This is a genomic window from Roseomonas sp. GC11 (assembly GCF_024437745.1).
Lineage (GTDB): Bacteria > Pseudomonadota > Alphaproteobacteria > Acetobacterales > Acetobacteraceae > Pseudoroseomonas.
This window is the reverse complement of record NZ_JANFNY010000088.1, coordinates 1-20,612: the sequence shown is the minus strand read 5'-3', so window position 1 is coordinate 20,612 and position 20,612 is coordinate 1. Positions and strand designations below refer to the sequence as shown.

Here is a 20,612-nt window from a genome sequence, read left to right as displayed (position 1 = left end):
GTGAAAACCTGATTGTCGCTGCTCTCCACCATGCCCAGAACATGGGAACAGCATTCAAGCTCTAACAGGCCTTAATCTACAGCCACCCTGAAGCCATTCCCGCGCCAGGACCCCGCCGGCTCCAGGCTGCCACGATAATGGCAGCAGGCCTTTTCCTGCCCGCTGGAGAAACAGCCGCCGCGCAGCACGCGGCGCTGATCCGGCGCGGCCTCCGGGGCCTCGCGCCCGTCGGCGGGCGTGTAGGGATAGGGGAAGGAGGGGCGGGCCATGTCGCTGCCCCAGAGCGTCGAACACCATTCCCAGACATGCCCGGCCATGTCCTCGCAGCCGAAGGGTGAGCGCCCGGCGGGGAAGAGGCCGACGGCACAGGTCTCGTTCAGCCCGGCTTCCTCGGCATTGGCGGCATCGTCGCGCCAGCCGAGACCCCAGGGATAGACCACCACCGGCGCCTCGGCGCGGGTGCCACGGGCGGCATACTCCCACTCGGCCTCGGTCGGCAGGCGGACGCGCTCGGTGGGGCCGATGCGGCCTTCCATGCGCCAGACAGGGGTGATCCAGGCGCAGAAGGCGCGGGCATCGTGCCAGGAAAGGTCCGTGGCCGGGGCATTGGCGCGCTCCGGGGCGTGCCCGGTGGGGGAGAGCCAGGGCCGCCCCGTGGCGGCGATGAAACGGGCATAGAGCGCGTTCGTCACCGGGTAGCGGCCCATGCGGAAGCCGCCCACCAGCACCCGGTGCGGCGGCACGGAATTGGCGTGGGTGACGGAGCCGATGCAGCATTCCCCGGCCGGCACCAGCACGAGATCGGCGAGGTCGCGCGGGTCGCCCAGCCGCGCCAGATGCCGCCCCGCCGCCACACGGGCGGGCAGGGGCAGGCGGTTGCCGGCCACCGCCGCGCACAGCGCCGCCACCAGCCCGGGCAGGGGCGTGCCCGGAAGCAGTTCGGCGGCCAGCACGGCGCCCTGTGGCCCGGCCCCCTCCAGCAGCGCCTGGGCGAGGGGCTCCACCGCCTGCCCGGCTTCCCGCAGGCGCTGGGCCAGCAGGCGCAGCACGCCTTCCCAGCGCGCCGGCTCGGCACGGTAGAGCGCGGCCAGCTTCGCGGGCGGCCAGCGATGCACGGCCCGCGCCGCCAGATGCTCCCGCAGGAAGCCCTCCGCCAGGGCCGTGGCCAGGGCAGAGGGCATGGCAGCAGGCGGTGTGGCCTGGCCTTGCAACAGGGCCGTGGCGGCCTCGGCGGCGGCCTCGATGGCCTTGGCGGGGGCGCGGCGCGCCAGCCAGTTCTCCACCAGCGCCGTCGCGGAGGGCGCGCTCTCCCCCATCTCCCGCGCCAGGGCGAAAAGGCCGGGATGGCCCAGCAAAGGGTCTTCCGCCAGGGCGGCGCCCCCCCCGGCGCGCTGGGCGCGCAGCAGGGGCAGGAAGGCAAAGCGCCGCAGCCCGGGCGGCAGAGGCCAGCCGGCGCAGAGGCTTTCCTCGCCCAGCAGCAGCAGGCGGCAGCCGGGCGGCAGGGCGGTGGCCAGCGCCGCCAGCCGGGCCGGGCCATCCTCGCCCCAGGCCTCGATGCCATCGAGGATCAGCAGCACATCGCCGGCGGGCAGGCCGGCCAGCGGATCGGCCGTGAGATCGGCGGCGATGTCGCGCAGCACGGCGCGCGGCACGGGCCCGCTCCAGGCTTCCTCCGCCACGGTGCCGCGCTCATTGCGCGGCACGGGGCGGCGCAGCCCGGCGGGATCCTCCGGCAGATGCGCCAGGAGGTGGCGGGCGAAGCGTGTCTTTCCCCCGCCGCGCGGGGCCAGCAGCAGCAGGCGCGGCGTCTCCGCCACCATCTCCAGCGCGGGGACATATTCCGCCTCGACCGGGCCGGCGGGCGCGCGGCGCAGGCCCTTGGCCGCCTTGTCCTCCAGCGTGTAGCGCAGCAGGGGCGGGCAATAGGGCGCGGGCATCATCGGAACAGCGCCGCCACATCCGGGTTGTGGAAACGCTGGATCTCGATGGCGTAGCCCGCCGGGTCCTCGAAGAAGAAATGTTCGCAATAGGTGCCGCGCAGGATCTCCGAGAGGCCCGCGGCGCCCGCCGCGCGCAGCCGCGCGTGCCAGCCCGCCACATCCTCGGCGACGATGGTGAGCAGCACGGCACTCTTCGGCTGGTGGCGCAGATGGCCGCGGTTGCCATCGACGATGCCGAAATAGCTGTTGGGCGCGATGCGGTAGATGCGCGCCAGGCCCTGGTCGAGCACCAGCTCGAAGCCCAGCACCTGCTCATAGAAAGGGGCGACGGCGTGGATATCGTCGTAATAGAAGAAGGTGATGCCGTAATCGCGGGTCATGATGGGGTCGGGCTCCGGAAGGTCGGTCAGGGCAGCAGGCGCAGGACGCCCTTGTGGTCGAGTGTCATCGGCGCCGCGCCAGGGCGGTGCGCCAGCACCTCGATCGGGTGGAAGAGGTAGAGCCAGGGCGGATTGTGGTTCAGCCGGGCGAGGCAGCTTCCATAGGCGGCCTCGCGCGCCTCCGGCGCCACGGCGGCATTGGCGGCCAGGATCATCTCTTCCAGCTCGGCATCGTCATGGCCCTGCCACCAGATGCCGCGCACGGCGCTCGAGATCTTGTCGTTCAGCACGCGATAGGTGCTGTGCGGCGAGGAATCGAAAATGGCCATGTCGCCCATCTGCTTGCGGCCGATCTCGCGGGCATATTCCGGGCGGTCGGGCTGGTGCTCGATGCGGGCGGCGATGCCGATGGCGGCGAGGTCGTCGCGCACCCGCGCGCTCACCTCCAGCGCTTTCTCCGGCATATGGTCGGGGCTGCGGATGAGGATCTCACCGCTTACGCCGGCCTTGTCGAAGAGGGCGCGGGCGCGGGCGGGGTCATAGGGCAGCGGCGCCACCCCGGCGGCGCGGTGGCCGAGATGGAAGGGGCTGACGATGGTGGCCGCCGGCACGCCGAGGCCGTGGAAGACCTCCGCGATGATGCGCGGCACATTGACGGCGTGGTTGACGGCCAGCCGCGCCTCGCGGCTGGCGAAGGGGCCGCTGGCGCAGTTGAGGTAGTACATGACGGAGAGCGTGTTCACCGCCTGCTGCCACGACAGGGCGGGGTCGCGGGTGATGCGGTGCTCGATGCGCTCCAGGTTCAGCGCGGCATCGGCGCGGCCGGCGCGCAGCCTCTCCAGCCGCGCCTCGGCGCCGCGCTCCTCCACCGCCACCAGCCGGGCGGGGGCGGGGAGATCGGCCACGCGCTCCAGCACCGCGCGCTGCCGCGGCGCGAATTCCACCACGCGGTAAGGCCCGGTGCCGAGCGTCGCATGGCCATCGGGCGCGCGGCGGCAGGGATAGAACTCGGAAAAGATATCGAGGATGTCGGCGATCGGCGCGGGGTTGCGCAGGGCGAGGCAGCCCGCGCTTTCCGCCACCATCTCCGCCCGCGCCAGATAGCGGGCATAGGACCATTTCATGCCGAAGGTATCGACGGCGCCGAGCAGGCCGGTGATGAAGTCCAGCACATCGGCGGCGGTGCAGGCGCGGCCATCATGGAAGGTGGCGCCCTCGCGCAGGAAGAAGCGCCAGCTGCGGCCCGCCGCGTCATGCTCCCAGCGGGCGAAGAGGCCGGGGCGGGCCTGGCCCTCCTCCCAGCGCAGCAGCGGCTCGAAGACGAGGTTCTTCAGCGTCAGCACGCTGGTGTCGTCGGTCACGCGGTCAGGCGGCAGGAAGTCCACCTTCTCCAGCGCCAGGGTCAGCTCGGTCATGCGGGGGGCCTTCAGCGGGCGTTGCGGCGGCGCGGGTTGAACCATTCGGCCAGCGCATCGCCGATCAGGTTGAAGGACAGCACGGCGAGCAGGATGGCGAGGCCGGGCGCCAGCACCACCCAGGGCGCGCCGCGCAGATAGGCGAGGTTGGCCGAGACATCGGCGCCCCATTCCGGCCAGGGCGGCTGCGCGCCGAGGCCGAGGAAGCCGAGGCTGGCCGTCTGCAGGATGGCGCTGCCCAGGGCCAGCGAGGCCTGCACCAGCAGCGGCCCGATGCCGTTGCGCAGGATGTAGCGCAGCAGCAGGCGCGGCGGCCGCACGCCGAGGGCGATGGCGGCCTCCACATAGGGCCGCGCCGCGATGCTCTGCGCCTGGGCACGCGCCACGCGGGCGAATTGCGGCGCCAGGGTGATGGAGACGGCCAGCATGGCATTGCCCAGGCTGGGGCCGAAAGCGGCGGCCAGGGCGATGGCGAGCACCAGCGCGGGGAAGGAGAGCATGGCGTCCACCACGCGCATCATCACGAGATCGGCCCAGCCGCCGGCATAGCCCGCCAGCAGGCCGAAGGGCACGCCGGCGCAGAAGGCCAGCGCGACGACGCCGAGGCCGATGGCCAGCGTCGCCTGCCCGCCATGCAACAGGCGGGCCAGCACATCGCGGCCGAAATAATCCGTGCCCAGCCAGTGCGCCGCGCCGGGCGGGGCGAGCTTGGCCTGGATGTCGATGGCGATGGGCGAGGGCAGGGGCCAGAGGAGGGACCAGAGCGGCGCCAGCCCGACGGCGAGCAGGATCAGCAGCAGCAGCGCCGCGCCGATCGCCGCCAGCGGATTGCGCCGCAGGAAGGACAGCAGGCCGCGCATCAGCGCATCCCCCGCCGCAGCCGCGGATCCAGCCAGGCGGAGAGCAGATCGACCAGCAGCGCGGTGAGCAGGAAGATCAGCGCGAAGACCAGCGTGGTGCCCTGGATCACCGGATAGTCGCGGTTGCGGATGGCATCGAACATGTAGCGGCCGATGCCGGGCCAGGCGAAGACCGTCTCCGTCAGCACCGCGCCGCCCAGCATCTCGGCGAATTTCAGCCCGACAATGGTGAGCGCCGGCAGCAGCGCGTTGCGCAGCGCGTGGCGGAACACCACGGCACCCTCGCGCAGCCCCTTGGCGCGGGCGGTGCGGACGAAATCATCGCCCAGCACTTCCAGCATGGCATTGCGCACGAAGCGGCCGAGCGTCGCCGCCAGGAAAGCCGCCAGCACGGTGGTGGGCAGCAGCAGATGCAGGAAGGCATCCAGCGCCGCCTCGCCATCGCCCTCCAGCAGCGCGTCGAGGATGGCGAAGCCCGTCACCGGCTCGGTCAGGAAGAAGGGACTGGCGCGGCCCGAGACGGGCAGCCAGCCGAGCCAGACGCCGAACACCAGTTGCAGCAGCAGCGCGAAGAGGAAGGCCGGCATGGAGACCCCGGCCAGCGACACCACACGCACCGCGTGGTCGAAGCCGCTGTTCGCCCGCACCGCCGACCAGACGCCGATGGGAATGCCCGCCAGCAGCGCCAGCAGCAGCGCCAGTAGCGAGAGTTCCAGCGTGGCCGGCAGGCGCAGCAGGATTTCCTCCAGCACCGGCGCGCCGGATTTGAGCGAGCGGCCAAGATCGCCCTGCGCCAGACCGCCGAGATAGGCGGTGAATTGCAGCAGCGGCGCTTCGTCGAGGTGAAGCTGCGCGCGCAGCGCCGCGATCTGCGCGCTGGTGGCGCCGGGGCCCAGCAGGGTGGTGGCCGGGTCCCCGGGAATCAGGCGCGAGAGGGTGAAGACGATGACCAGCACCAGCGCCAGCACCGGCAGCAGCGCGGCGAGGCGCCAGGCGAGGTAGCGCGCCATGGCGCCTCAGCGCGCCTCCTTCCAGACGGACCAGTATTCGCTGAGCGGCGGCGCGCTGTTGACGACGAGGCCTTTCACATTGGCCCGCTTGAAGACGATGATCTTGTTGCTGAACAGATAGGCGGCGGGCACGCGCGCCGCCAGCTCGCGCTGCACCTGCTGGTAGAGGGCGCGGCGCTGCTCGAAATCCACCGTCGTCTGCGCCTTCAGGATCAGCGCGTCCAGCTCCGCATCGGGCGGCATGCGGAAGCTCATCGCCGTGTTGGCGAGGCTGGAGAGATAGCCGATGGTGATATGCGCGTCCGGGTCGTTGTACCAGGGCTGGCGGCCATCCAGCGCGATATCGAACCGGCCCGCCACATGCAGCGCGCGCAGGGCCGGGAATTCCGTCTGCTCCACCGTGGCCTTGATGCCGATGGCGGCGAGATTGGCCTGAATGAAGGTGGCGACGCTGCCCCACAGGCTGCCCTGGAAGGAATAGAGCTTGAAGGAGAGCGAGCCCGGCGCGTGCCCGGCCTCGGCCAGCAGGGCGCGGGCGCGGGCGGGGTCGTAGTTCGGCGCCATCTCGCGCATCGCCGGCTCGAAGGCCCAGCTGTTGCTGGTGAGCGGGCCATAGACGCGCTCCGCCGTGCCGCCCAGCACGCCGTTGATCAGCCCGTCATAATCGATGGCATGGGCAATGGCGCGGCGCACGCGGATGTCGTGCACCGGGCTGTCCGGATTGTTGTTGTTGAATTCCAGCTGGCGGATGATCTGGCTGGAGACCTCGATCACCTCGATCGCCGGATTGGCGCGGAAGGCCTTGATGTCCTCGACGGGGAGGGAGGTCAGCTGGCCATTCTGCTGGCAGATGTCGACGCCGCCATTCTCCAGCTCCAGCCGCCGCGTCGAGGCATCGGGGATGACGCGGTAGAGGATGCGCTGCAGCTTCGGCGCGCCGCGGAAATACTCCGTGTTGGCGTCGAGCACGATGTTGGTGTCCGCCGCCCGGCTGCGGAAGCGGAACGGCCCCGTGCCGACCGGCGCGGCGCCGAAGCCATCGCCCAGCTTGCGCACCGCCGCGGGGCTGACGATCCCGGCCTGCGGCTGCGCCAGCAGCGAGAGGAAGACCGGCATCGGCTCGCTGAGCGAGATGCGCAGCTCCAGCGGCCCCAGCACCGTGATCTCGCGGATCAGGCCGAAGCTCGCCTTCATGTAGGAATTCAGCTCCCGCGTGCGCTCCAGCGAGAACTTCACCGCCTCGGCATCGAGCTTCGTGCCGTCGTGGAAGGTGACGTTGGGGCGCAGGACGAAGGTGAAGTCCCGCCCATCCGGCGAGATGCTCCAGGAGGTGGCCAGCCGCCCCTCCAGCGCCTTGAACGCGGGCGGCGTCCAGGCGACCAGCGTGTCGAAGATGTTGAGGATGATCTCGCTGCCCACCGGCTCGGCGCGGTTGGCGGCGGGTTCCAGCCCCACCGGGTCGGAGGAGACGGCCACCACCAGGGTGCGGGCCTGGCGGTCCGATTGCGCCAGGGCGCCACGGCCGGCCAGGGCGGTGCCCAGCATCAGCGCTGTGGCCATTCGTCGGGACAGGACCATCGTGGCTTCCCTTTCTCGCGCGGGCGGCAGAGCGTTTTATGATATTCCACGAAATATGTCAGTCTGAAGGCGCAGGTCAATCGCTTTCCTGGCCCGCCCCGCCGGGAAAGGCCTTGGCAAAACCCCCGCGCCGTCCAAGCTCTCCGCCATGATCCTCTCCCGCCGCCTGCTCCTCGCCGCGCCACTGCTGCCGCTGGCCGCGCGGGCGCAGGCCGAAACCACCCTGCGCCTGCGCGGCATCATCGCCGCCGCCAGTGACGGCAGCCTCAGCCTGGTGCTGGCGCCCGATGCCGCCATCTCCAGCCGCCGCCGCGTCGCCCTCTCGGAGATCCGGCCGGGCGACTATCTCGGCATCACCGCCGAACCGGGGCCGGAGGACAGGCTGCGCGCCGTGGAGGTGGTGATCTTCCCCGAGGCCATGCGCGGCGTCGGCGAGGGGCACCGGCCCTTCGACCTCACCCCCTCCAGCACCATGACCAATGCCACCGTGGAGTCAGCCGTGATGGCGGCGGAAGGGCGCGTCCTCACCATGGCCTTCGGCGGGCGGCAATTGCCCATCGAGGTGCCGCCCGGCGCCTCCGTGGTCACGCCGGTGCCCGCGGCGCGGGAGGATCTGAAGCCCGGCGCCCAGGTGCTCATCACCGCGCAACGCGATGCCCAGGGCCAGCTGACCGCCCGGCGCATCACCGTCAGCAAGGATGGGGTGATGCTGCCAATGTGAGAAAGATTTTACATAACGAAACTTGGGCGTCTTTTTGAAGCAAAGGAGAAAGCGTTCTTTTTTGAAAAAAAGAACCAAAAAACTTTTCCAGTCTGGCGTCCCGCCTGGACGGGAGACGGCGGCAGCCTGAAAAAAATCCTCGGGCGCGTGGGCTGCGCCCGAGGGCTCCGCCAAGGCTCAGGCCAGGGCGGCGTCGAAGCCATCCGGCACCACCCCGCGCGGGCGGGCAGCGGCATAAGGGCCACGGGCCAGGAAGCGGCCGGAGCCAGGCGCGGCCAGCACCTCCCCCCCGCGCGCGGCGATCTCGCCACGGCGGATCGTCACCTCGGGCCAGCCCTTCACCGCCATGCCCTCCCACGGGGTGTAGTCGATGGCGTGGTGCAGCCCGGCATTGGTGATGGTCCTCTCCGCATCCGGGTTCCACAGCACGAGGTCGGCATCCGCCCCCGGCGCCAGCGTGCCCTTGCGCCCGCCAAGGCCGAACAGCGCCGCCGCATTGGCCGAGGAAAGGCGGACAAAGGTGGGCAGGTCGATCCGCCCCTTCGACACGCCCTCGGAGAACAGCACGGGCAGCCGCGTCTCGATGCCCGGCACGCCATTGGGGATGGCGTTGAAGGCCGGGGTGCCATCCGGCCGCTGCACCGCCGCACCCGTGCCATAGGCGCTGCCGCCCGCCACCCGCTTCTGCGTGGCGAAGGAAAAGCCGCAATGGTCGGAGCTGACGATATCCAGCGTGCCATCCTGGATGCGGCGCCAGATGCGCGCATTCTCCCCCTTCTCGCGCAGCGCGGGGGAGCAGACGGCCTTGGCCCCCGCGAAATCCGGCCCCGTCAGGTCGGCATGGCTCAGGGTGAAGTATTGCGGGCAGGTCTCCCCCCACACCTTCACGCCGCGCGCCCGGGCCCGCGCGATCTCCGCCGCCGCCGCCTCGCAGGAGACATGGAAGACCTGGATGGGCTGGTCCACCAGCTCAGCCAGGGCGATGGCGCGGTGGGTGGCCTCGCGCTCGACCACCGGCGGGCGGGACCAGGCGTGCTGCAGCGGATCGGACAGCCCGGCCTTCAGCAGCGCCTGGATGCGCCAGCCGATGGCATCGAAATTCTCGCAATGGACGGTGACGAAGGCGCCATGCCGCTTGGCCACCGCCAGCACCTCCAGGAACTGCGCATCGGTCAGGCGCAGCGGGTCATAGGTCAGGAAGACCTTCAGGCTGCGCACGCCGCTGGCGATGAGGGCGGGAACCTCGTGCTCCAGCACCTCCGGCGTCGGGTCGGTGATGATCTGGTGGAAGGAGTAATCGGCGCGGGAGGCGGCGGCGCGCGCCGCGTAGCCGGGGGCGGAGGCGGCCAGGGAATGGCCCTTCCACTGCGGCAGGAAGCAGATGAAGGAGGTGGTGCCCCCCGCCAGCGCCGCCGCCGAGCCGCTGGCGAAGCTCTCCTCATGCACGGCGCCGTCGGGGCTGATCTCCTCCAGGTGGCAATGCGGGTCGATGCCGCCGGGGGTGACGATCATGCCCTTGGCGGAGACCTCCTCCGCCCCGCGCCCGAGGCCATGGCCCAGCGCCGCGATCCGCCCGCCGCGGATGCCGATATCCGCCTCGAACACCTCGGCCGCGCTGGCCAGGGTACCGCCACGCACCACCAGGTCGAACTCGGGAGCCGCCATCGTCTCTCTGCCTCTGTCTCTGTGCCGGATTTCACCGCGCCGGCTTCGCGGGCCGGGCGCACACCCGGCGCAGCTTCGGCCACAAAGCCGGCCCTGCCAAGCAGGCGGGGCGAAAAGGGACAAAAGCGCCCGCCCCCCTGGCTTCCGCACGTCGCGTTAGAGTTTCAGTTATCTTTCCCCGATAAAAATTTAGCGACTGATAGCAACCTGGAACCAGAATGCCCGCCACCCGGGAGGAACTCCGCCTCGCTGCGCTGCGCCAGCTGAACCTGCTGGACACCCCGCCCAGCGAGGCCTTCGACCGCATCACCCGCATGGCCGCGCATCTGTTCCAGCTGCCGATCGCCGCGGTATCGCTGACCGACCAGGACAGGCAATGGTTCAAATCCCGTTTCGGCGTGGATCATGACCATATCCCGCGCCACAAGGCCCCCTGCGCCCAGGTGGCGGAAAGCGGCATGGCGCTGGTTGTGCCGGACCTTCTGCAGGACAGCTTCTACCGCGACAGCCACCTCGCCCGGAACGGCATCCGCTTCTACGCCGGCACCCCCCTGATAACGCGGGAGGGCTATTGCCTGGGGGCCATGTGCGTCCTCGGCACCAGCCCGCGCGCGGCCACGGCGGAGGAAATGAATTCCCTGCACGACCTCGCCGCCATGGTCATGGCGCAGGTCGAGCTGCAGCACGCCGCCGGGCGCATCGACCCGATCAGCGGCCTGCCCAACCGCAACCAGTTCGAGGAGGATCTGGCCGACCTCGCGCGCGAGCATCCGGACAACCCGCCCCGCGTCGCCATGCTGGTCGACCTGCTGGGGCCGGAACAGGCGGGCAATGCGCTGCGCGTCCTCGGCACCTCCTACCTGGATGAAATGGTCAGCCGCGTCGTCGCCGCCCTGCGTGAGGGCATGGCGCCGGGGGAGCGGGCCTATCAGGCCTCGCCCACCCAGTATGTCGTGCTGGGCCCGGCCGCGCTGCATGACGAGGCGGAGGCCACCGCCTGGCTGCGCCTGCAGCTGGACCGCATGTCCACCCGGGTGGAGGCGCATTTCCTCGATTCCCTGGTGGTGGGCATCGCCCCCTTCCACATCGGCCAGACCAGCGCGCGCGACATCCTGCGCATGGCCTATTGCGCCGCCCACGCCGCCCGCGCCCAGGGCCGCCGCTTCGGCTTCTACTCGGCCGAGGATGACGAGGCCCACCGCCGCCGCTTCCGCCTGATGCAGGACTTCGCCCTGGCGCTCCGCGAGCAGGGCCAGCTGCGCCTCGTCTACCAGCCGCGCATGGACATCGCCACGCGCAGCTGCCTGGGCGCCGAGGCCCTGCTGCGCTGGCGCCACCCCATCCTGGGCGAGATCTCGCCGGGCGAGTTCATCCCGATCATCGAGCGCACGGCCCTGGCCCTGCCGCTCACCACCTGGGTGCTGGACCAGGCCATGCGTCAGCGCGCCGCCTGGCAGCGCGCCGGCCTCGCGCCGCAGATCTCCGTCAACGTCTCCGCCGCCAATCTGCGCGAGCGCGACTTCGCCACCCGCGTCCGCGCCTGCCTCGACCGGCATGACCTGCCGGTGGATGCCGTGGAACTGGAAATCACCGAGAGCGCGGTGATGGAGGATGCCGCCCAGGCGCTGACCCTGCTGCGCTCCCTCTCCGATGACGGCATCCGCCTCGCCATCGATGATTTCGGCACGGGCTACAGCAGCCTCTCCTACCTCCAGCGCATCCCGGCCCAGGTGGTGAAGGTGGATCGCGCCTTCCTGCGCGACATCGGCAGCGACAGCAGCCGCCGCGCCCTGGTGGAGGCCATCGTCACCCTCTCCCACCGCCTCGGCTATGCCGTGGTGGCGGAAGGCGTGGAAACGCCCCAGGTGCTCGACATGCTGGCCGAACTCGGCTGTGACGAGGCCCAGGGCTATCTCTTCGCCCCGCCCCTGCCGGCGGAGGAATTCGAGGCCTGGTATCGCCGCCATGGCGGCATGAGCCAGCCGCCGCCGGAAGCCTCCGGCCGCTGGCGGGGCCGGCATGGCGGCGAGGCCCGGCCCGATGCCGGCCTTGCCTGAGCCCTGGCCAGATCTTGGCCCGCGGCGGGCTCTGGCGGGCGAGCAGGGCGGCCTGACGCCGACATGCTTGACGCTGGCCTGCTTGACGCTGGCCTGACGGGCGGCTTTTGACAGGGGCCAGGGCGCCGGCGCGCCTCACCCCGCGCAAAAGCTGGAATCCCCGATGCCTGCCCGTGCTAGACTGCCCCGCATGAACGTCGCCTTCCACAAGCCGATGAGCTTGCAGGATTTCCTGGCCTGGGAAAGCGGGCAGGCCCTGCGCCATGAATTCGACGGCACCGCCCCGGTGGCCATGACCGGCGGCACCGCCGCCCATGCCGCCCTGCAACGCAACCTCGCCATCGCCATTGGCGGGCGGCTGCGCGGCCAGCCCTGCCGCTTCTTCGGCAGCGATCTCAAGGTGGAAGTGGCCGGCAGCATCCGCTACCCGGATGGCTTCGTCGTCTGTGGCCCGGTGGACCCGCGCAGCACCCTGCTGCGCGAGCCCGTGGTGGTCTTCGAGGTGCTGAGCACCAGCACCGCCGGCACCGACCGCATCACCAAGAACCACGAATACGCCGCCACACCCTCCATCCGCCGCTATGTCATGCTGGAGCAGGACCGCGTGGCGGCCACCATCTTCGCCCGCGCCGGGGAAGACTGGGTCGGCCATGTGCTGCGCGCCGATGCCGTGCTGGACATGCCCGAGATCGGCCTCTCTCTCCCCCTCGCCGAGCTGTATGAGGGCCTCGACCCCCTGCCCGACCCGGAAGATTGAACGGGCGGCCCATTTCGCGCCCGCGCGGCAGTGCCGCGCAGCCACCAAAGTCCTGAGGCCTTTGGAAACCCATCTGAAGGCGGGTGCAGGGGACACTGTCCCCTGCTGGGGGTGTTTGAGGGGGCAAGGCCCCCTCAATCCACCGCCATGGCTTCCAGCACCCTCTCAGCCACGGCCGAGGCGGCGCGGCTCCACGGCCGGGGGAATCCGCGCCTCCACCGCATAGCGCCCGGCATTGGGCGAAGCCGCGTGCCAGGCCGCGACTTCCCCCACCGTCGCCACCCAACAGGAGGGCTCGGCGGTGACGCGGGCCAGCAGCGTCTCCAGCATCCGCAGCCGCTGCGCCCGGCCGGAGATCCAGTCATGCACCGTCAGCATCATCATCTGGCCGAGGCGGTGCAGCACCTCCCATTCCTCCAGCCAGCCCTCCAGCACCGGGCCGGAGGGCCAGGGCGCGCCCCGGTCCGCCGGCAGGGCGGAGAATTTGAAGAAAATGGCGTCGTCCAGCGCCCATTGCACCGGCACTTCCACCACCCCATCCACCTCATAGGGGTGATCGAAGCCCATCAGGGAACTGTCCCACAGGCCATGCCGCCGCAGCTCCGCCAGCATATGCGGCGTCATCTCCCAGGCGGGGGAGCGGAACAGCCGCGGCGCCTGCCCCGTCTGGTGGCGGAACAGGTCCAGGGAGGCCTCCAGCGCGGCGGTGAACTCGGCATCGCTGCTCTGCGCCACGATCTCGTGGAACCAGCCATGCAGGCCGATCTCATGCCCACGCGCCAGCAGGGCGGGCAGAAGGTCCGGATTCGCCTCGGCCACCGCGCCAGGGACGAAAAAGCTGCCCCGCACGCCGAAGCGATCGAGCAGGTCCAGCATGCGCGGCAGGCCCTGGCGCAGGCCGAAATGGCGGATCTCCAGCTGCCCCAGCAGCCGCGCATCGCCGGGCTGGCGCTGCGTCCACAGATAGGGCGCGTCGGAATCCACATCGACGCTGAAGCAGAAGGCGCTGCGCCGGCCCTCCGGCCAGAGATAGTCCGGCCGGGGGGTGAAGGGCGGCACGCTCACAGCGCCGACTTCTTGTCCTGGTAGACCGCCAGCGTGCCGATGGAATTGCCACCATCGACGCTGAGCGTCGCACCCGTCACATAGGCGGCGGCGCTGCTGGCCAGGTAGAGCAGGGCATTGCCGATATCCTCGGCCGAGGTGCCGCGCCCCAGCGGAATATTCGCCGTGGTCGCGGCCACATGCGCCGCCGTCAGCGGGCTGGCGCTGCTGCCGGGGGCGAAGCCCGGCTCCAGCGCGTTCACCCGGATGCCGTATTCCGCCAGCTCCAGCGCGAAGCCCTTGGTCAGCCGGTCCAGCGCCGTCTTGGAAACGCAGTAGGGCACCACCGAGCGCCGCATCTTCCGCGCCGCGCCGGAGGAGATGTTGATGATGTTGCCCTTCACCCCCTGGTCCACCATCTGCCGCGCCAGCGCCCGCGTCAGCAGGAAGGGCGCGCGCAGGTTGATGCCCATGACGCGGTCCCACTCCGCCGCGTCGATATCCAGCAGGAAGCCGCTGGGATAGACGCCGGCATTGTTCACCAGCACATCCGCCGCCCCCCAGCGCGCACCGACCGCCTCGGCCAGCGCCGTGATCGAGGCGGCATCGCCAAGATCGGCCACCTGGGTGAAGCCGCCCTCCCCCAGATCGGTCGCGGCGGCCAGCTCGGCCAGGGCGGCGGCATGGCCATCCGTCAGGCAGAGCCGCGCCCCCGCCCCGGCGAAACTCGCCACGATCCAGCGGCCGATCACGCCGCAGGCCCCCGTCACCACCACCCGCTTGCCGCGCAGATCCTGGGCGAAATCCATGGCCGATGAGTCCTGAAAGAGGTTGAGACACGGATCAGCTATCCGAGACTCACCCCCAGGAAAAGCAGCCCTGCAGATTTGCCTGTGACCAAACCCTTCCCGGTCCGTTATGGTGCTGCGGCGCAGCATAGTCACCCGCGTTCCGCAGAAAGGCTTTTCCCTTGGCTGATATCCTGCATGGGCTCGACGAACTGATCCGCCTGCGCCAGCGCTGGACCCGTATGATGACCGGGACGCAAGCGCAGGCCGATACCACCCCCCCGCCGCACCTGGACGAGGTAGAGGGCTTTGGCACCAATCCGGGCCAGCTTCGCCTCCTCGCCCATGTGCCGGATAACCTGCACCCGGGCGCACCGCTGGTGGTGGCACTGCACGGCTGCACCCAGGACGCGGCAGGCTATGACCTGGGCTGCGGCTGGTCCACCATGGCCGATGAACTCGGCTTCGCCCTGCTGCTGCCCGAGCAGCGGCGGGAGAACAACCCCAACCTCTGCTTCAACTGGTTCGACCCGGAGCACACCACCCGCGACAGCGGCGAGGTCCTCTCCATCCGCCAGGGCGTGGGCTGGATGCTGCGGCAATACGGGCTGGACGGGCGGCGCGTCTTCGTCACCGGCCTCTCCGCCGGCGGCGCGATGACGGCGGCGCTGCTCGCCACCTATCCGGAGGTCTTCGCCGCCGGGGCCATCCTCTCCGGCCTGCCCTACGGGGCCGCGCGCAGCGTGCCGCAGGCGCTGGAAGCCATGTTCCAGCCCGCCCCCCGCCCGGCGGAGGAACGGGCCGCGGCGGTGCGCACCGCCTCCCGCCATGCCGGCCCCTGGCCCCGCCTCGCCATCTGGCAGGGCGAGGCGGATGAAACCGTGCGGCCCGAGAACGCCACCGAGCTGCTGAAGCAGTGGCTTCCCCTGCACGGCCTGGACCCGGAGCGGCCGGACGAGGTGGCCGAGGAGCCGGACTTCATCCGCCGCCGCTGGCGCGATCGGGCCGGGCGCATCGCCGTGGAGGCGCATCAGCTGCCCAGCCTGGCGCATGGCGTGCCGCTCGACACCCGCCGGCTGGGCCAGGCGGGGCCGCATCTGCTCGATGTCGGCCTGTCCTCCACCCATGCCATCCTCGATTTCTGGGGCATGGAGGGCCGCCGCGACCGCGCTTTCGAGGTCGATGGCAAGGGGCAGGCCCGCGAGGTCTCGCCCTGGCGGCTCGACCCCTCCCACCTGCTCGACCGCGCGTTGCGGGCGGCGGGATTTAGAAAATAATCAATGGGCTGAGAGATGTTTCTCTTTTCAGAGAAAAGTGAAACACCTCACCACAAACATTTGAAACTGAAAGAAAACCGGGGTGGCAGGGCCACCCCGGACCCCGCCTTCCGTCAGACCCCGGCCAGGGCCTTCTTCGCCACCTGCACATACAGCGCGGCGCCGTAGGGAATGGCCTCGTCATTGAAGTTGTAATGCGGGTTGTGGGCCGAGGCGCCAGGGCCATTGCCGACATGGATATAGGCGCCCGGCACCTTCTCCAGCATGAAGGAGAAATCCTCCGAACCCATCACCGGCTCGCGGTTGCGGTTCACCTGCGGCTCACCCACCAGCTCCGCCGCCGCATCGGCGATCACCGTGGAGGCCGCCGGGTCATTGATGGTGGGGGCGAAGATCAGGCGGAAATCCACCTCGGCCGTCGCGCCGAAACCCGCCGCCACGCCCTGGGCGATGCGCTTCAGCCCCTCCTCGATCTGCCGCGCCACTTCCTTGCTGAAGAAGCGCGCCGTGCCGGAGAGCACCGCCGTCTGCGGGATGACGTTGTAGGCGTCGCCGCCCGTCACCTTCGTCACGCTCACCACCGCCGTCTCGCGCGGGGAGATGTTGCGGGAGACGATGGATTGCAGCGCCGTGGCGATGTGGCAGGCCGTCAGCACCGGGTCGATGCTGGCCTCCGGCCGCGCGCCATGCGAGCCCTGCCCCGTCACCGTGATGTCGAAGAAGGCGCCACCCGCCATGAACGGCCCGCTGCCGATGGCGTAAAGCCCGACATCCAGCCCCGTCGCATTGTGCATGCCAAACAGCGCATCGCAGGGGAAGCGCTCCAGCAGCCCGTCCTCCAGCATGGCCAGGGCACCGCCCACGCCTTCCTCGCCCGGCTGGAAGATCAGGTTCACCGTGCCCTCGAAATCGCGCGTCTCCGCGAGGCAGCGCGCGGCGCCGAGCAGCATGGCGGTGTGCCCGTCATGCCCGCAGGCATGCATCTTCCCCGGCACGGTGGAGGCATAGGGCAGGCCGGTCATCTCCTGCATCGGCAGGGCGTCCATATCGGCGCGCAGGCCGATGGCGCGGTTGCCGGGGCGGCCCCGCACCACGCCCACCACGCCGGTGCGGCCAATGCCGCGATGCACCTCAATGCCCCAGCTTTCCAGCTTCTCCGCCACGATGGCGGCGGTGCGGTGCTCCTCCAGCCCCAGCTCGGGATGGGCATGCAGGTCCTGGCGCAGCGCCGTCAGCTCGGCATGATAGCGGCGGATATGGTCGAGGGCAGACATCGGTGTATCCATCATCCAATAAAAATTTTTCAGCTTGGCGTCCCGCCTCAGGCCTGAGGCGGGACGCCAACGGAAAGAAGTTTTTTGGTTCTTTTTTTTCAAAAAAGAACTCTTAAAAGAATTTCTTCAGGCCCGCTTCACGCCCCAGAACACGAACAGCCCGTCCGGCACATGGGCCAGGCTGCGGCGATAGGCGGTCTTGTAGAGATATTGCCCGGTGGGGACGAAGGGCACCTCCTGCATCGCCACCTTCTGGATCTCGGCGCAGAGTTTCTGCTGCGTCTCCACATCCGGGGCATCCAGCCAGGCGTCGCGCAGGGTCTCGATGGCGGGGATGTCGGGCCAGCCGAAGAAGGCCTTTTCGCCATTGCAGCGCAGGACCTGGGTGACGGCGGGGTTGATCATGTCCAGCCCGGCCCAGGTCGTGTTGAACATGTTCCACCCCCCCTGCTCCGGCGGCGCCTTGCTGGCCCGGCGCTGCACCAGCGTGCCCCAGTCGGACACCGCCGGCTCCACATTCATCCCCAGGCGGCGCAGCGTGTCCAGGCACACCTCGCCGATCGCGGCCAGGGCGGCCTGGTCGGTCGGGATCATCAGCACGACCTTTTCGCCCTTATAGCCGGCCTCGACGAGGGCCTTTTTCAGCACTTCCATGCCGCGGCGCTGGGTGATGGGGCCCAGATCGGCGGTGCTGGCCATCGGCGTGCCCGGGGTGAAGATGCCCACCCCCGTCCGCCGCAGCGCAGGGTCTGTCCCGGCGGCGGCGATCATGCAATCCTCCTGCGACATCGCCTCCATCACCACCCGGCGCACCGCCGCCTTGTCGAAGGGCGCGTAGAGGTGGTTGAAGATGCCGGTGCCCAGCGTGCCGAGGGGCGTGGCCAGCATGGTGGCGATGTTGCGGTTGCGCTCCAGCACCGGCAGCAGGTCGTTGGGCGGGTTCTCCCACCAATCCACCTCGCCATTGCCGATGGCGGAGGCGGCGGTGCCGGGGTCGGGCATCACATGCCATTCCACCCGGTCGAAATTCACGATCTTCGGCCCCGCGCCCCAGGAGGGGGTGCCGCCCTCGCGCGGCCTGTAGCCGGCGAATTTCTCATAGACCACGCGCGCGCCCACGACGCGCTCATCCGCCTTCCAGCGGAAGGGGCCGGAGCCGATGATCTCGGGGATCGGCCGCGTCGCCTCCGTCATCGCCAGACGCTCGGGCATGACGAAGAGGGCGGAGGGGCCGACCTTCGACAGCGCGTCGAGCATGGCGCCATAGGGGCGCTTCAGCCGGATGACGAAGCTGCGGTCATCGGGCGCCGTCATCTCCGCCAGGCGGGCGAGCAGCCCCTGGCCCAGCGGGTCGCGCTGCGCCCAGCGGCGGATGGAGGCGATGCAGTCCCGCCCCCGCACCGGCTCGCCATCATGGAAGACGAGGCCCTCGCGCAGGCGGAAGGTCCAGCGCAGCCCGCCCTCCTCCACCACATGGCCCTCGACCATCTGCGGCTGCGGCCGGAGGTTGGAGTCGAGCGAATAGAGCTGGTCCCAGATCATCAGCCCGTGGGTGCGGGTGATATAGGCCGTGGTCATCACCGGGTCGGTGACGGTGAGGTCCGCCTGGGGGACGTATTTCAGCACGCGGGCGCCGGCCGGCTGCGCCAGGGCGGGGCTGGCGAGCGGATGGGCCAGGGCGGCGGCGGCACTGCCGGCCAGGAAGGAACGGCGAAGCATCGTGAAAGCCTGTCTCCTCGGGAGGAACCAGGACTGGCGCGGGGCGTCTGCGCGCCCTGTGGCACCTAGGAAACACGCCAGGAAAGCAGACCGCAAGGCCCCTCCCCCCCCCTTTGAACGCGCCATGCCACCCGGCACACTGGTGCCCATGCCCGACCACGCCACCGAAACCGCCTCTTCCCCCGGCGCTCCTCCCGCCCCCCCACCTGGCACCCCCCTGGCCCTCCAGGCCGGGCGGCCGCGCATCGCCGTCATCGGCACCTCGAACAGCGTCGCCGCCGGTGGCTGGGCCAGGGTGGTGCAGCAGGCGGTGGAGGTGGTGGAGGCCAGCAACCTCTCCCTCGGCTTCTGCTCCTCCGACCTTTTCGCCTTCCGGCGGGAGGCGATGGATTTCGCCGCGCTCGATCTCTGCCTGGTGGACTTCGCCTGCAATGACGGCACGCTGCTGGCCAGCCACTCCCACGCCCAGCGGCAGGTGGAGGCGGCCCTGCGCGCCATGGTCTCCGAGACGACGCGGCAGGGCTGCCTGCCGGTGCTGATGATCCTGCCGGTCAACAGCTTCCGCCCCGATGGCGGGCGCATCGCCGCGCTCTACCGCGCCGTGGCGGAGAAATTCGCCCTGCCCTTCTTCGACGGCTACGCCTTCCTGAACCGCCTCTGCGCCACGCCGGAGATGGAGGGGGTGGCGCTGTTCAAGGACAATATGCACCTGGACAACCCGGTCTCGGTGCAGCTCGGGCGGATGGTGGTGGAATTGCTGCCCGGGCTGGCGGCGCGGCGTGACCTGGCGGCCCCGCTGCGGCGCAGCACCGGTTTCCGCTACCGCTATTTCCCGGCCGGCCCGGCGATCCGCCGCGGCTTCACCCGCCTGCGGCGCGAGACGGCGCTGATCGGCGTGGACCTCGTCGAGATCCAAAGCGAGACGGCGGCCGATTTCCGCCTCCCCAACGGCTATGAGGCGACGGGGCTGGTGGCCGATTTCGGCCATAGCCACACGCTGCTGACCGCCAGCGGCACGCGCAGCGTGCGGCTGCATGTCGCCTCCAAGCATGATGGCGCGCCGCCGGAAAAGATGGTGCTGGGCATCTGGCCGATGCCGCGTCCGGTGCCGGAGATGGGCGGCTTCATCCGCCTCACCATCGGGCGCGGCCGCAACTGGGATGTGACCACCGACCACTCCGTGAAGCCGGTGGGGGAGGAGGAGGCCCCCCGCCTCGCCCTGGCCGGGCTGGTGGCGCGGGAACGCCAGGCGGAGCTGCCCTGGCGCGCCCTGCTGCCCGGCGCGCTCGACCTCTGCGCCCTGGTGCCGGAGGCGCGCTTCGCCATGGCGCGGGCGGCGCTGCGCGGCGGGCGCTGACCCCCCCTCGACAAGCGCCCCGCCCCCTGGCTTGCTGCGCCCGCCCCACTGGAGAGCCTCGCATGGACCAGGACACTTATTTCTATGACCCGCGCCAGGGCCACGGCCTGCCGCATGACCCCTTCAAGGCCATCCTGGCGCCGCGGCCGATCGGCTGGATCAGCAGCACCGACGCGGCGGGGCGGGTGAACCTCGCCCCCTACAGCTTCTTCAGCGCGCTGCACAGCAATCCGCCGATCCTCGGCTTCGCCAGCGAGGGCCGCAAGGACAGCCTGCGCAACATCGAGGAGACGGGGGAATTCGTCTGCAACTTCGTCTCCCGCGATCTGGCGGAGGCGATGAACGAAACCTGCGCCCCCCTGCCGCAGGGCGAGAACGAGATGATCCGCGCCGGGCTGGAGCCCGCGCCCTCCACCCGCGTCCGCCCCCCGCGCGTGGCGCGCGCCCCGGCGGCGCTGGAGTGCAAGCTGGTGCAGCTGGTGCAGCTGCGCGATGTGGAGGGCGGCGCCCTGCCCGGCTGGCTGATGATCGGGCAGGTGGTCGGCGTGCATATCCGCCGCGAATTCCTCAAGGACGGGTATTTCGACACCGCCGCCGCGCGGCCCGTGGCGCGCTGCGGCTATCGTGGCGACTATGCCGAGGTCACCGCGCTGTTCGAGATGCTGCGGCCGCAGGCGTGATTCGCTTTCCGGGATTAAGGCCTGTTAGAGCTTGATCCAGTCTGCGGTGGCTGCGAGGCAGAGGATGCCGAGGAATGATCGGGCGGTCTT

General features: G+C 70.3%; 17 protein-coding genes. 6 read left to right on the top strand and 11 right to left on the bottom strand.

Going from position 1 to position 20,612, the window contains the following annotated elements:
• Window positions 1-71: 71 nt before the first annotated feature.
• The 6 genes from NON00_RS20810 to NON00_RS20785 are packed head-to-tail and all read right to left on the bottom strand — an operon-like array spanning window position 72 to window position 7,183.
• On the bottom strand, window positions 72-1,940 hold the full coding sequence (locus tag NON00_RS20810) for a formylglycine-generating enzyme family protein (RefSeq protein ID WP_256024658.1): 1,869 nt from the start codon (window positions 1,938-1,940) through the stop codon (window positions 72-74).
• On the bottom strand, window positions 1,937-2,320 hold the full coding sequence (locus NON00_RS20805; protein WP_256024656.1) for a VOC family protein: 384 nt from the start codon (window positions 2,318-2,320) through the stop codon (window positions 1,937-1,939). Before NON00_RS20805 ends, NON00_RS20810 begins: the two co-directional genes overlap by 4 nt.
• 26 nt (window positions 2,321-2,346) lie before the next feature.
• A complete protein-coding gene (locus NON00_RS20800; RefSeq protein WP_256024655.1) occupies window positions 2,347-3,735 on the bottom strand; it encodes an ABC transporter substrate-binding protein in 1,389 nt (462 codons plus the stop codon).
• Window positions 3,736-3,746: 11 nt separating this feature from the next.
• Entirely contained in the window at window positions 3,747-4,595 is an 849-nt protein-coding gene (locus NON00_RS20795) for an ABC transporter permease (RefSeq protein WP_256024654.1), read from the bottom strand.
• The gene (locus NON00_RS20790; RefSeq protein ID WP_256024653.1) at window positions 4,595-5,605 is read right to left on the bottom strand and encodes an ABC transporter permease; all 1,011 of its coding nucleotides are present in this window, start codon (window positions 5,603-5,605) and stop codon (window positions 4,595-4,597) included. The genes NON00_RS20795 and NON00_RS20790 overlap by 1 nt, the downstream gene beginning before the upstream one ends.
• 6 nt (window positions 5,606-5,611) lie before the next feature.
• The gene (locus NON00_RS20785) at window positions 5,612-7,183 is read right to left on the bottom strand and encodes an ABC transporter substrate-binding protein (protein ID WP_256024652.1); all 1,572 of its coding nucleotides are present in this window, start codon (window positions 7,181-7,183) and stop codon (window positions 5,612-5,614) included.
• Between the two features lie 148 nt (window positions 7,184-7,331).
• On the opposite strand from NON00_RS20785, the gene NON00_RS20780 reads away from it, so the two are divergent.
• The gene (locus NON00_RS20780; protein WP_256024651.1) at window positions 7,332-7,904 is read left to right on the top strand and encodes a hypothetical protein; all 573 of its coding nucleotides are present in this window, start codon (window positions 7,332-7,334) and stop codon (window positions 7,902-7,904) included.
• Window positions 7,905-8,081: 177 nt separating this feature from the next.
• On the opposite strand, the gene hydA is transcribed toward NON00_RS20780, so the two are convergent.
• On the bottom strand, window positions 8,082-9,569 hold the full coding sequence (hydA, locus tag NON00_RS20775) for a dihydropyrimidinase (protein WP_256024650.1): 1,488 nt from the start codon (window positions 9,567-9,569) through the stop codon (window positions 8,082-8,084).
• A 218-nt stretch (window positions 9,570-9,787) separates the two neighbouring features.
• Between hydA and NON00_RS20770 the strand changes: the two genes are divergently transcribed.
• The gene (locus NON00_RS20770) at window positions 9,788-11,626 is read left to right on the top strand and encodes a bifunctional diguanylate cyclase/phosphodiesterase (protein ID WP_256024649.1); all 1,839 of its coding nucleotides are present in this window, start codon (window positions 9,788-9,790) and stop codon (window positions 11,624-11,626) included.
• Between the two features lie 190 nt (window positions 11,627-11,816).
• A complete protein-coding gene (locus NON00_RS20765; RefSeq protein ID WP_256024648.1) occupies window positions 11,817-12,383 on the top strand; it encodes a Uma2 family endonuclease in 567 nt (188 codons plus the stop codon).
• Window positions 12,384-12,548: 165 nt separating this feature from the next.
• Here the strand turns inward: NON00_RS20765 and NON00_RS20760 are convergent, their stop codons facing one another.
• Both NON00_RS20760 and NON00_RS20755 read right to left on the bottom strand, forming a co-directional pair.
• A complete protein-coding gene (locus NON00_RS20760; protein WP_256024647.1) occupies window positions 12,549-13,448 on the bottom strand; it encodes a polysaccharide deacetylase family protein in 900 nt (299 codons plus the stop codon).
• Window positions 13,445-14,236, bottom strand: coding sequence for an SDR family NAD(P)-dependent oxidoreductase (locus NON00_RS20755; protein ID WP_256024646.1), 792 nt, complete (start codon window positions 14,234-14,236; stop codon window positions 13,445-13,447). The genes NON00_RS20760 and NON00_RS20755 overlap by 4 nt, the downstream gene beginning before the upstream one ends.
• A 161-nt stretch (window positions 14,237-14,397) precedes the next feature.
• Between NON00_RS20755 and NON00_RS20750 the strand changes: the two genes are divergently transcribed.
• A complete protein-coding gene (locus tag NON00_RS20750; RefSeq protein WP_256024645.1) occupies window positions 14,398-15,492 on the top strand; it encodes a PHB depolymerase family esterase in 1,095 nt (364 codons plus the stop codon).
• Window positions 15,493-15,605: 113 nt separating this feature from the next.
• Here the strand turns inward: NON00_RS20750 and NON00_RS20745 are convergent, their stop codons facing one another.
• Entirely contained in the window at window positions 15,606-16,766 is a 1,161-nt protein-coding gene (locus NON00_RS20745) for a M20 aminoacylase family protein (protein ID WP_256024644.1), read from the bottom strand.
• A gap of 126 nt (window positions 16,767-16,892) precedes the next feature.
• Window positions 16,893-18,485: an ABC transporter substrate-binding protein gene (locus tag NON00_RS20740; RefSeq protein ID WP_256024643.1), complete on the bottom strand. Its 1,593-nt coding sequence runs from the start codon at window positions 18,483-18,485 to the stop codon at window positions 16,893-16,895.
• A 124-nt stretch (window positions 18,486-18,609) separates the two neighbouring features.
• Between NON00_RS20740 and NON00_RS20735 the strand changes: the two genes are divergently transcribed.
• Window positions 18,610-19,842, top strand: a complete 1,233-nt coding sequence (locus NON00_RS20735) for a hypothetical protein (protein WP_256024642.1) — start codon at window positions 18,610-18,612, stop codon at window positions 19,840-19,842.
• Window positions 19,843-19,904: 62 nt separating this feature from the next.
• Window positions 19,905-20,522, top strand: coding sequence for a flavin reductase family protein (locus NON00_RS20730; RefSeq protein WP_256024641.1), 618 nt, complete (start codon window positions 19,905-19,907; stop codon window positions 20,520-20,522).
• Window positions 20,523-20,612: the final 90 nt, after the last annotated feature.